Origin of the sequence: Leptolyngbya sp. FACHB-541, assembly GCF_014695875.1 — a bacterium.
GTDB lineage: Bacteria > Cyanobacteriota > Cyanobacteriia > Elainellales > Elainellaceae > JAAUTN01.
Genome location: NZ_JACJPC010000118.1, coordinates 22,023 through 33,698 on the forward strand (window position 1 = coordinate 22,023; position 11,676 = coordinate 33,698).

At 49.6% G+C, this 11,676-nt stretch carries 13 protein-coding genes; 1 reads left to right on the forward strand and 12 read right to left on the reverse strand.

All coding sequences use genetic code 11. The features are described from left to right. Nucleotides 1–43: 43 nt before the first annotated feature. The 12 genes from H6G00_RS25925 to H6G00_RS25980 all read right to left on the reverse strand — a co-directional run bounded on the left by H6G00_RS25925 (nt 44) and on the right by H6G00_RS25980 (nt 10,175). Nucleotides 44–715, reverse strand: a complete 672-nt coding sequence (locus H6G00_RS25925; RefSeq protein WP_190798932.1) for a HEAT repeat domain-containing protein — start codon at nt 713–715, stop codon at nt 44–46. 75 nt (nt 716–790) lie between these two features. After that, complete coding sequence (locus H6G00_RS25930; RefSeq protein WP_190798933.1) at nt 791–1,630, reverse strand: HEAT repeat domain-containing protein; 840 nt, start codon at nt 1,628–1,630, stop codon at nt 791–793. A 56-nt stretch (nt 1,631–1,686) separates the two neighbouring features. Continuing rightward, nucleotides 1,687–2,007, reverse strand: coding sequence for a phycobilisome linker polypeptide (locus H6G00_RS25935; protein ID WP_190798934.1), 321 nt, complete (start codon nt 2,005–2,007; stop codon nt 1,687–1,689). Between the two features lie 188 nt (nt 2,008–2,195). Continuing rightward, nucleotides 2,196–2,492, reverse strand: a complete 297-nt coding sequence (locus tag H6G00_RS25940; protein ID WP_190798935.1) for a phycobilisome linker polypeptide — start codon at nt 2,490–2,492, stop codon at nt 2,196–2,198. A 66-nt stretch (nt 2,493–2,558) separates the two neighbouring features. Beyond that, complete coding sequence (locus H6G00_RS25945) at nt 2,559–3,434, reverse strand: phycobilisome linker polypeptide (RefSeq protein WP_190643939.1); 876 nt, start codon at nt 3,432–3,434, stop codon at nt 2,559–2,561. 143 nt (nt 3,435–3,577) lie between these two features. Then, the gene (gene cpcA, locus H6G00_RS25950; RefSeq protein WP_190689100.1) at nt 3,578–4,066 is read right to left on the reverse strand and encodes a phycocyanin subunit alpha; all 489 of its coding nucleotides are present in this window, start codon (nt 4,064–4,066) and stop codon (nt 3,578–3,580) included. 146 nt (nt 4,067–4,212) lie between these two features. After that, a complete protein-coding gene (locus tag H6G00_RS25955) occupies nt 4,213–4,731 on the reverse strand; it encodes a phycocyanin subunit beta (RefSeq protein ID WP_190643941.1) in 519 nt (172 codons plus the stop codon). A gap of 590 nt (nt 4,732–5,321) precedes the next feature. Then, nucleotides 5,322–6,269, reverse strand: coding sequence for an RluA family pseudouridine synthase (locus tag H6G00_RS25960; protein ID WP_190798936.1), 948 nt, complete (start codon nt 6,267–6,269; stop codon nt 5,322–5,324). A 72-nt stretch (nt 6,270–6,341) separates the two neighbouring features. After that, nucleotides 6,342–7,568, reverse strand: coding sequence for an endo-1,4-beta-xylanase (locus tag H6G00_RS25965; protein WP_242042505.1), 1,227 nt, complete (start codon nt 7,566–7,568; stop codon nt 6,342–6,344). 73 nt (nt 7,569–7,641) lie between these two features. Then, the gene (gene cobA, locus H6G00_RS25970; protein WP_190643945.1) at nt 7,642–8,412 is read right to left on the reverse strand and encodes a uroporphyrinogen-III C-methyltransferase; all 771 of its coding nucleotides are present in this window, start codon (nt 8,410–8,412) and stop codon (nt 7,642–7,644) included. Between the two features lie 72 nt (nt 8,413–8,484). Further along, nucleotides 8,485–9,306, reverse strand: a complete 822-nt coding sequence (locus H6G00_RS25975; protein WP_190689091.1) for a sirohydrochlorin chelatase — start codon at nt 9,304–9,306, stop codon at nt 8,485–8,487. Between the two features lie 311 nt (nt 9,307–9,617). Next, nucleotides 9,618–10,175, reverse strand: coding sequence for a Dps family protein (locus H6G00_RS25980; RefSeq protein ID WP_190798937.1), 558 nt, complete (start codon nt 10,173–10,175; stop codon nt 9,618–9,620). 616 nt (nt 10,176–10,791) lie between these two features. Between H6G00_RS25980 and H6G00_RS25985 the strand changes: the two genes are divergently transcribed. Next, a complete protein-coding gene (locus tag H6G00_RS25985; RefSeq protein WP_190798952.1) occupies nt 10,792–11,676 on the forward strand; it encodes a DMT family transporter in 885 nt (294 codons plus the stop codon).

An 11,676-nucleotide genomic window follows, 5' to 3' on the forward strand; every position in this document is an offset into this window, starting at 1 on the left:
TACACAAAAAATGAGTCCGCCCGTAGAGCAACACGGACAGCCGTCAGGGTGCAGTCAGATGTTCTAACTGTTGTTGAGCCATCCAAACTCGCGCCTGAACGGCTAAATCTGGATCGGCCTCTGCCATTGCGGTTAATCGCTCTAGAATTGCTGAGCTGAGCTGAGCCTGGGGCGACTGAGATGGGTTTCTACTGGCGATCGCCAACGCCTGTAAACCCACAATCGCGGCATAACGAATTGCCCAGTCCGGGTCGTGAGAGATCGTCAGCAACGCCTGCAATGTTTTGTCTTGAGCGATCGCCCGATCGCCCTCTGGCAGCTTCTCCCACCGCAGGTTTCCCAGTCCCTTAGCTGCTGCCCGACGAACGCTGGGGGCAAAATCGGTTTCCGCCGTACTGAGCAACACCTCCAGAGCGCGGGGATCAGCGATCGCCGCCAACGCCCGAAAAGAATAGGCTCGTGCCCCATAGTTGTACTCATCCAACTGCTCAATCAGCGGCAGAACCGCAACATCGCCCAGCCGAATTAGCCCCTCAACGGCAACGCTGGCGGCTTCGGGGTTGTTGTATCCCAACACGGCAATTAGGGTTGGAATGCCTGCTTCTAGACCTGAAGTTGCCAATGTGTTCACAGCTGCCACCAACCGACTGGGAGAATCGGCTTGCTCGACGGCTCGAATTAGTTCAGAAGCATCAACAGCCTTGGTCACAATCATCAGATCACCCGTAACTTCACAAAAAGAGTCAAAGCAGGAAATTAAGACAGCCAGTCAAAACGCCAGTTTACTCATCTATAGCAACGCATCCATCAGCGTCATCACCTGGGTAGCCGCAGGAGACAAGGCAACCGGGTTTGTTTGCTTAAGATTGCTCTCTAGCAGGCTTTTCAAAGCAATCATTTTGAAGCTATTCTCAACGCTGGCATGGGCGATCGCCTCAGCACCCGGTAAATAACCACTTGCACCTAAGTCGAGCAATAGCTTACGACGCAGCTTTAGATCTGCTTCGGATAGCGATCGCACCAACCTTTCTCCGTAAGCGGGGTGTTGCGTCAGCACGTACAATGACCGTGCCGCAGCATATTGCACCCGTGGAACGGGGTGTTGCAAAAACGGCTCAATCAAAGCAGCTGCCTCAGTCGCTCGTAGAGCTTCTAGAGCTTCCATGGCAGCTTCAACAGGTTTAGCTAAATGAGGTCGTCCCGGCATTAATTGAGCCGATTCTACTCCCCCTGATAGCAGATTCATCATCGCCGGAATGCAGGCTGGGTCACCCAGCATTCCTAACGATTGAGCCGCTGCCGCTTGAACATAGTAATCAGAACACTCTAAAGCCTGAAGAAGTTCTGGAACTGCGCGGCGATCGCCCAACTTGCCCAAGGCACGAGCCGCATTGCGCCGCAGAGGATAGCCTCCTAGCTCAGTGCGATCGTCCTCATCATGAAGAGCCGTGATCAGCGCCTCCACTACGCCCGGACTTCCCGCCCCAAACTTACCTAACCACCAGGCAGCATAATATCGCAGACTCACATCTTCGTGAGTCAGGTTGGCAAGTGCCGTTTCTACCGTTAATGGTTCACCGTTGGGCGGTTCTAATTCAGATTCAAAATGTGATTGAGTTAACTCTGACATTGATCTAAACGAAGGGGCAGAGACAGAGGCGGGATCACTCCCTAATCCGAGGGGGTTTAACCCTCCGATGAATTTTCGGTGTGAGCAACTTTTGCATCAGCATGGGCAGCAGTAGCTTGCTGCTTTGCTCCATTACTGGTTTCAGCACCATTCAACGGCTTAATGCTGACAATCGTGCCGCCCAACCGATTAATTCGCTGCATCTCTTCGTTCATGCGGGTGTAAGGGACTGCAACAACCGCGTTGCCACTGCGACGAATCGGATAGCTCAACTTGTCAGATTGATAAGTTTGACGCAAACCCTTAACTTCAAACAAAAACATGCGGGCTGCGCTATCTGTAAAACTGTTACTTCCCTGGATTGCTTGACCAAACATAACCAGTAAAACTCCTGATGTTAAGTGTTCGAGAGACGACAAATCGGTCTCCCATCCAGAACTAGAAAGCTTTATGTAATGCCATTCACCACACATACCAATAACACTCAGCTTCGCAGATTATTCGTTACCGTATCTCTACTAAGAACTGAGTGCTATTGGGAAGTATGCAGACGAATTGCAGCAAACTAGGCAGGCGTAACGCTGACGATCTTGCCGCCCATACGATGAATCTGCTGCATTCTCGGTAGCATTTGCTCAAAGGGCACTAAAAAAGCTGTCGTGCTATAACGCACGCTGGGATATCCAGGCTGAAGAATGTTAGTCACTTCAAGCCGATAAATACGACCACTTTCATCCCAGGAACCACCCAGACACGCGGTTGGAGTTGCGTCCTTAGAAATGGCGCTAAAACTAGCATTACTAGACATCGTGTGAAATACCTCCAAATGACTACGGGGAACACGCTGTTGAGCGAAGTCCATCTGAATTGCTTGGGATGAGATAAGCAGAACCCACCCTCACATCACCGTCAGGATGGGTAGCACGGTTTAAGCAGGTGAAACGCTAACGATTCTGCCGCCCATGCGGTGAATTTGCTGCATTCTGGGCAGCATTTGCTCGACCGGCACCAGGTAAGCAACATTGCTGCGACGCACTCTGGGATAACCGGGTTGAACAATTCCGGCAACTTCTAGCCGATAAACTCTGCCGCTCTCTCCAAAGGAACCACCCAATGCCTTAGAAGGAGTGTCAGCCGAGCCAGCGCCATGGTACCCACCGCTGTGATCGCTGGCGGTAGGCTTGACGATGGTAGAGGCACGATTTTGAGCGAGTTCGCGGAAGACATGAGGGCTTCTGCCGCTTACTTGAGAGCGATCGCTATTTGCATATCCCCGGTAGAGGCGGAACATGCGGGTAAAACCAGTGGTTCTCACGCCTGCATCAACTGAAAAACCAGTGTAGTAGGGAACAACATTGTTACCAAAGCTGTTCTCATATTCAACACTGTCAATATAGGAATCGATTTCAGCGTCATAGCCTTTGGTGTTGTAAAGATTGAGATGGAAATTCACCTCATCTTCGGTGTAAGGCGCACGACCCAACAAATGCTTGTAATTCAGCTCAATGAAGCGAGTATTGGAATTACGGAAAAGAAACTTGTTTTTGTATAAATCTGATTTGGCGATCGCCCGGACAAATTCCCGAACGGTGATATTGCCTTGACGAAGCTGAGACTCTGCGTTGGTCAGGCGTTCTGACGCCATAATATAGTCATTGCCGAGGACCTGACGATACGCTGCATTGATCACCGAGCGCACATCATCCTCTGTCCGATCGGGGCGCAGTTCTACCCTGGAAGCATCAAATGCAGAAAGACCAAGTCTTCCTGCGGCTGACAAATTAGACGCAACTAAACCGCTCATGCCTATTCTCCCGAAGCAACAATTTGAACAACGTGTTTGAAGATTTTTATCATCAAAATGAGAAAAACAATGCCCGGAAAAATTAACAACTGCCAGCCAACTTGCCAACACTCGCTTATTCTTCCGGGCAATAGACCTGGAGACTAGCTCAGGGCGTTAATCACGTAGTCGATATAACCATTTGCTTCGACAGCGGGCTGACCGGTAACACCGTGGTTTGCCTTGATCCACTTCAGCGCTTCAACGTACCAGCTGTTGGATAGGTCAAAGGTACGGTGCATCTCATCCAATCCAGCCAACAGGAACTCATCGATAGGTCCGGTACCACCAGCAACGAGTGCGTAGCTGATGATGCGAACGTAGTAACCGATGTCACGAGCGCACTTAGACTTACCGCGAGAGTCAGCGGCGAAGTTAGCACCTTGCTGTTGGGTGGTGTAGGGGAATTTCTGGTAAACCGCGTTAGCAGCACCATCAACTAGCTTCTGAGCATTGTTGGTCAATGCACGAGCAGCTTCCATAGAAGCAGCGGCGCGCTCATAGCGACCGTATACTTGGTTCAGCTCAGTGTTGCTCAGGAAACGTCCCTGAGTATCAGCAGCAGCGATCGCTTCGGTAATGGGGGTCTTCATAGTTGAGATATCTCCCTAAGATATGTTCCTTCAAAGTTTTCGATGAAATGGCTATTTAGATTCAGCTATAGCGTTAGCTTGTTGCCCGTTGTGCCAGACTCAAGCTCAAGCCGTAGCCGTTTCCTTAAAGGAGAGCACTGGTGGAATTAACCAACAGCAGAAGCAGCGCGATCGAAGTAGCTTGCTAACTCAGATACGAGAGCGCTGCAATCACCCTTGGTGATACCGTTGGGGTCGTTCACGATAGCGATAGCAGCTTCCTTCATCTTGCTGACACCAGCAGCAACGGAACCACCGGGTACACCCAGTGCTTGATAAGTTTCACGCAAACCGTTGAGGCAGCGATCATCTAGAACACTAGCGTCTCCAGCCAGAGCAGCGTAGGTGACATAGCGCAAGATGATTTCCATGTCGCGCAAGCAAGCTGCCATGCGACGGTTGGTGTAGGCATTTCCGCCGGGCTGGATGAGCTGAGGCTGCTCCTCAAACAGAGCGCGTGCAGCATTTGCAACGATGGTGGAAGCGTTACCGGTGATGCGGTTAACGGTATCCAAACGCTTGTTGCCCTCTTTCACCATGTTTGACAGAGCGTCAAACTGAGAGCTGCTCAGGAATTCACCTTTGGCATCAGCTTGAGAAACGACCTTAGCGAATGCATCTAACATGGACTCAATCTCCTACTTTTTTGGTTGAGTTCGGTTTTGATTAAAACTGGGATTAAGTTCAGCCAGTTCAAGCTGCAAAGCGCAGCCCGTGGAAGGTAAAGCAGGTATACTGCTCAAATCACTGAATTCGCAGTGACCTCAGACTCAATTCCCCATTGCTGAGAATGTTAACGTAAACGTTTTGAATCTGAGAAAATTTCACAACTTTTATGAGAAACGGAAAAACTGATGAACTAGTGATTTGATTAACTTTTTCCTGTCATTTGTACCCTTCCGGTAATCTTTATACAATGCGGTAAAGCCATTATTTGTTACAAGTTGTGAAATTGTATAACCCTGTGCAGAAGAACGGCGTGAACCCATAAAAGACAGGCATTTCGCCTTCATTTAAAAGAATTTTTCGACACATTTGTTTACAATTAGTAGAGGTAATTATACTTATCAAGCGTTTTTCAAAAATTTTTATTTTTATTTAAGATTTGCAGAAAGCTTTTATTTAAGCGAGTTAAGGTCTACCCAAAGGTAGAAGCAAGATGAGGCTATTGTTAAGAAATACAAAGCGAGATTGTGACACTTTTCATTTGATGAAGTTAGATTTGTGAAGCAAACCGCCGTTTTAGCACCCTCAAGAGCACGGTAAATGTTTCAGGTGGAGGGGCGATCGCCTCGATCCATTCCCCTGACACCGGATGCTGCAATCTCAGCTTCCAGGCATGAAGTGCCTGTCCCTCCAGGTTCACCCCGACCGATCGCCCAGACCCATAAACCGGGTCGCCCACAATCGGATGCCCCATTTGCGCCGTATGCACCCGGATCTGGTGTGTCCGCCCCGTTTCAAGCTGAAACTGCATCAATGTGTAATTTCCCAGCCGATCTTTGACAATCCAATGAGTGACGGCTCGCCGTCCTCCCTTCTCTTCAGGCACGATAGCCATCTTTTTGCGGTCAACCGGATGCCGCCCAATCGGTAAGTCAACCGTGCCGCTCTCAGCCGCAGGTGCGCCAAAGACAATCGCCAGATACTCTCGTCGAGCCGTCTTTGCCTTAAATTGCGCCTGCAGATGTTGGTGTGCTTGATCGGTCTTTGCAATAGCGATCGCCCCACTCGTGTCTTTATCCAACCGATGCACAATGCCTGGTCGCTGCACGCCACCAATTCCCGGTAGCTGCCCACAGTGCGCCAGCAAAGCATTGACTAGCGTCCCCGCTTCATGACCAGGCGCAGGATGCACCACCAGTCCAGAGGGTTTATTCAGAATCAGCAAATGCTCATCTTCGTAGAGAATGTCCAGGGGAATGTCCTCTGCCTGCAAGTCCAGGGGTTGAGCCTCAGGAATGGTGAGTGAGATGCGATCGCCCCTTTTCACCACTGCCTTCTTAGACGTACAAACCTGCCCATTCACCCAGACCTGTCCCTGCTCAATCAGCTTTTGCAGGCGCGATCGCGACAAATCGGGCAACTGCTCAGCTAGGTAGCGATCGAGCCGTTCTGTAGTTGCTTCAACCTCTAAGTCAAATTCGGGGAGTTTTGGGGACAAATTGGATGCTTATACTCAACCCTTCTATTATCACTGTGAGTCATGACTGATTGGGAGTAGAAGCGCTCGCCCTCATCCATCACGCTCAGACATTTCATCAAAAGCATCAGCGATTGCCCTCCATGCCCGTTTGGGTTGAAGCCGATCATCCAGTGGTAGGGGACGCACAGCGGCACCATCAGAACGGGGTTGGAAGTGAGTAAGCCAGGTGTAGCGATCGCTCAGTCCCCAAGTGAGAACGGCAATCACAGACGGTTCTGCGAGGGCGGCAGTAAGGTAAGCTTCATACACTTCGGCGACTTGGCGATCGCGAGTATCAATGTCACGAGGTAAGCGGCGATCGGATACATCCAGTTCTGTAATTAAAACCTTTAGACCCATGCTGGCAGCATCCTGAATAAAACTCCTAAGTTTATCTGGATTAAAGTGAGTCAAGTCACCATGTAGATGTGCCTGTATGCCTAGTGCATGGATAGGAACACCACGAGATTGTAACCTTGAAAGGAGTTCCAAAACGGCTGTACGTTTGCGTTCTTCTTCAGAGATGTCATAATCCAGCCCAAAGTCGTTGTAAACCAACATTGCGTCTGGGTCAGCTTGAGCCGCAGTTTCAAAGGCAATCTCGATGTAACTTTCTCCAAGTAGGCTTAACCAGGGCGTTCCTCGTAATCCGTTTTGCCGTCCGTGAGCAGGCAAAATTGCCTCATTCACTACGTCCCAGGAGTGCATTTTGCCTGCATACTGACTCACTACGGTTTGAATGTGAGTTCGCAAAAACTGTTCTGCATTGTCGGCTGTAACGGTGCTTTCAAACCAATTAGGTAAACCGTTGTGCCAAACTAATGTATGTCCGCAAAACTGCATATTGTGACGCTGAGTGAAGTCGAGTAGGCGATCGCTCCGACTAAAATCAAACTGGTCAGGGGCAGGGCGCAGAGCTTTCCATTTCAAATCAATTTCTGCAACTAAGATATTACATTCTCGTGCAACGCAAGCTGCAAAGCTTGCATCTGAGGATATTCTATGTGCGGTAACGGCTGCTCCGTAGAGTAACCCTTTTGAGGCAGCGCGATCGCTTAGAGAAGCTCGGCTATTGTCATCATTGGATAGGTGATTCTTGCTGGCTGCCAATCCTTGATCCGAATCATACGTCCGTTGGGAAGTGGAGCTAAAGCCTTGTTGAGCAGCAAGCCAAGAGGCACCAAAGCCTAATGCTCCTGCTGCTCCATAGAGAAAAGTTCGTCGTTTTGCCATATCACCCGTAGGCAGCTTCAGAGTTTCGTAGGATACGTTAGGCAACGCGATCCTCACCTGTATGCTACGAAATTTTTGATGATGTGGTGAGTTGAAAGATAGGTGCGTAAATTTCGCGTCACGATTCCACTGTTTGAATTTCAACTTTGGAGAGCACAGCGTGTAAATTAACGACTGAGCCGATAACGGCGATCGCCGGAGCCTCAAAGCCCGTTTCCTCAATTTGCTGCACGATAGTTTCTAGTGTGCCAATTAATTCTTCTTGCTCAGGACGGGTACCCCAGCGCACTAGAGCGATCGGCGTAGTGAGTGATAAACCCGCTGTGTGGAGTTGCTCGACAATGTAGGAAAGGTTGTGAATACCCATGTAGATCACAATCGTTTCAGAGCCGTGGGCGATCGCCCCCCAATTGACTGCCGGACGATACTTCCCGGCGGACTCATGACCTGTCACAAACGTTACTGAAGAACTGTGTAACCGATGCGTTAGGGGAATTCCAGCGTAAGCAGGAGCGGCGATTCCAGAAGTCACTCCCGGTACTACTTCGACAGACACACCTGCCTTGATCAGATCTTCCATCTCTTCGCCACCCCGCCCAAACACAAACGGGTCACCACCTTTCAGCCGCACTACAATTGCGTGAGTTTGTGCCTTTTCGATTAAAAGCTGAGTAATTTCCTCTTGAATAAGCGAATGTCGCCCCCGCCTTTTGCCTGCGCTGATTTGCTCTGCTTGCGACCCGATCATCGCCAAAATTTGCGGACTCACCAGCGCATCATAAACAACAACATCGGCACACTCCAGCAAGGTTTTTCCTTTCAGGGTAAATAGTCCGGGATCGCCTGGTCCGGCTCCAACTAGGTAGACTTTGCCTGGAGTTTGATGCATGGAAGTGGGAGGGTTGGGTAAGTGAAGGTTAGAGCGTGTACACAGTAAAAAAAGGGAAAGGAGCTATAACTTTTAGGCAAGCAGCAGTTCTATAGCGATGTCAGCTAATTCGGCGTTGGCTCCAATCGGGTCTTCTAAATACAGGTGAATGTGAGGAAACCGCTGGGCGAGGTGGGGCAAGTGTTGAGCGATCGCATCCGTGATGCCTCCGGCAAACAAAAAGTAGGGCAAGATGGCGATCGCCTGGTTGCCAGTTTCTACGAGTGCTGCGACCTGAGAATCTAGGCTGGGAGAGACTGACCAGTAAGCGGGGGCTGCTCCCATGTGTTGAGCGATCGCCTCTACAGGCTGGTTTCCTCCGGGTCGGCGACTGCCATGAGAAATTATCACTTTGGCAACTTCTGGTGGCGTGTCAGCGGAGAGGGTGAGCAAAGTTCTGAGCCGAGGATGGCTGCCCAGATGGGTACACAAGCTAAGGCGAATACTCTCCCCTAGAGCAGCCTGGGCGATCGCCAGTTCAGCCGGAACGTCTTCCATCACATGCACACCGGGCAGCAAAAACAGGGGCAGAATTTTTACCTGACCGTAACCTGCGGCCCGGGCGCGATCGCCAAACCGCTGGATTTGCTGGTGCAGCGGCAAAGGAGCTAGCTCTAGAACGGCAGTACCTACAAGCGGCGATGATTCCATGACCCGCTGCGCTGGGCGGCGGGGAGCCTGTAGTCTAGCTTTACCAAAGGGCAACCGGAGGGGAGTTGTTTGTAGCTCCTCTGGGACAGGAATTTCGGCAGCCAGACGATCGCGAATCAAGCGTGCCAATTCTTCTATAGCAACTTGAGGGCGAGGATCACGGCTTCCGTGAGAAACCAATAAGTAGGCAGTAGAGAAATTCAACCGTTTAACTGTTCCAAACTAACTGTTCAACTCGACATAGAACCGTAACAGGGCTTTGTTACGAAAAATGTCTGATTGATCATACTGTATCGCCAGCAACAGCAACTTCTGTATCAGCCGTTTCTAAACTTCTGCCAAACTGCCGCAATCCCAAAATAAACTTGAGCGCGAAGGCGACACCTTCACGCTCAAATTCTTACCAAAGATAGGGGTGTTATGACATTAACTCAACCCTAACTTCAACCCTATTTCTAGTACAGTCCGCAGTCACGTTTCTGCTTTCAGCTTCTATCACGACTCAATCGCTGCATCTAGTTGCTACCGTTAGCTAGCGCAAACGCTGGAGTGAGGCTATCGTGAGCCAGGAAATGATCGAGATGGAAAGCTCGATCTTCTGTCTCCATCAAGATTTTTTCGTAGAGGTAGCGGGTAGCGCGATCGCCCAAGCTCTCAGCTTGCCCAGCCTGACGACGAATCACCTGAATAACGGACTGCTCAGCCGCTAAATCATGCTCAACCATTTGCTGGCAAGAAAATACCCCATCCGATTCGGGAGTAAAGCAGCATAGCTCCGCCAATTTGGTGAAGCTAGCAGCCGGAACGCCACCTAGCCCATTCAGCCGCTCGCCAATTTCGTGAACGTGACCTTCTACTTCACCATAGCTATCTTGAAAGAACTCATGGAGCGAATAGAACTCAGCCCCTTCAACGACAAAATGGTGCTTTTGATATTGCAGATATAGTGCCTGAAAACTTGCTAGAACAATGTTGAGCCCTTCGCAAACAGCCGTCGTTACATGGAGCTCTAATGCGATGGGATTTCCACGCATTTGCTCAAAGGACTGTAAGACTCCTTCAACTGTAGACATACCTCTTTCCCCCTATCAGCTAGTTGATGCTGTTTTATCTCTCTACCCCTCAATGTATCGAGGTTCATCTAGGGAGTCAACATTGCCTCTTTCTGCTGTTAGAAATCATTCTCAACACATTGGGTTATTTTCTACAAACAAATGTGGCTTTGAAGTTTGGAGCCTTTGGTTCAAAAGCATTTTAGCTATTCCACAATGCAACAAATTCACAGAAAAAATTGTTTTCCCTGCACACATTTCGTAAGACTCTTAATTGATTGTTAAAGTTTGTTTTTGCAGCGGCTCCTCAGAGGAAATAGCAGAGTTTGAAAAGTAATAAACGTCCTTTGTAGGACGTAACACTCTTAAAAATACGCAATATGACGGAGATTCGCTCAGCAATTTGGAAATGCCGTGAGAAACATTTCGAGAGAAGATAGAAGTATGGAATTAGAAACTTCTTTTTAACCCCGGTCAGGCGATCGGGGTTATTTTTTGGAGCACAAGGTTTTTCCCATCAAAAGGTTGAGCAATACCCAAGTCCGAAAATAGCCAGACTTTCTGCTGACAGGAGTTTTATGCTGTGGTCGTGCCGAAAGAGGCGATCGCCATGAAACAACCTGCTAAGACTCCTACGATGACGACCACAGCGTGGCTTTTGCTGATTCTCTTATCTGTGCTGTGGGGAGGTTCTTTCTTTTTTATAGAACTCACGCTTCAGGATTTACGGCCTCTCACGGTTGTATTGGGACGAGTGGTGTTGGCAGCGATCGCCCTCACCACGTTCGCCTATTTTCAGGGACATCAGATACCTACCTCAGCCAAAGTTTGGCGTGAATTTTTAGTCATGGGCGCTTTGAATAACCTGATTCCTTTTAGCTTGATTAGCTGGGGGCAACTGCATATTGATAGTAGCCTTGCCGCAATTCTCAATGCCACCACCCCTGTGTTTGGCGTAGTGTTAGCGCATTTTCTCACGGCTGACGAACAGCTGAGCGTTAATCGACTGTTAGGAGTCATTTGTGGTTTCTTCGGCGTAGCAGTTTTAGTGGGCACAGAAGTTCTTAGCGGATTGCAGCTCAAAGGGCTTGGGCAATTTGCCGTGTTGCTGGCTGCCTTTTCCTACGCTTGTGCGGGCATTTATGGACGACGGTTTCGGCAACTTCCGGCTGCCGTCGCCGCCGCTGGAATGGTGAGTGGAACCGCAATCATGATGGCTCCACTCACACTGGTGCTGGAGCGTCCCTGGACAGCAAACCCTGATTGGGCAAGCATGAGTGCACTGTTGGCATTAGGTCTGTTCAGTACCGCGATCGCCTATCTGCTTTACTTTCACATTCTGGCGATCGCAGGTGCAACAAACCTGTTGTTAGTGACTTTTTTGATTCCCCTGAGTGCGCTATTGCTGGGTGTATTTGTGCTGGGTGAAAGTCTAGAGTGGAATACCTTCGCAGGTATGGCGCTAATCTTTGTAGGGCTTATAGCAATTGATGGACGGCTGTTCGCCAGGTTTAAGTTTTGA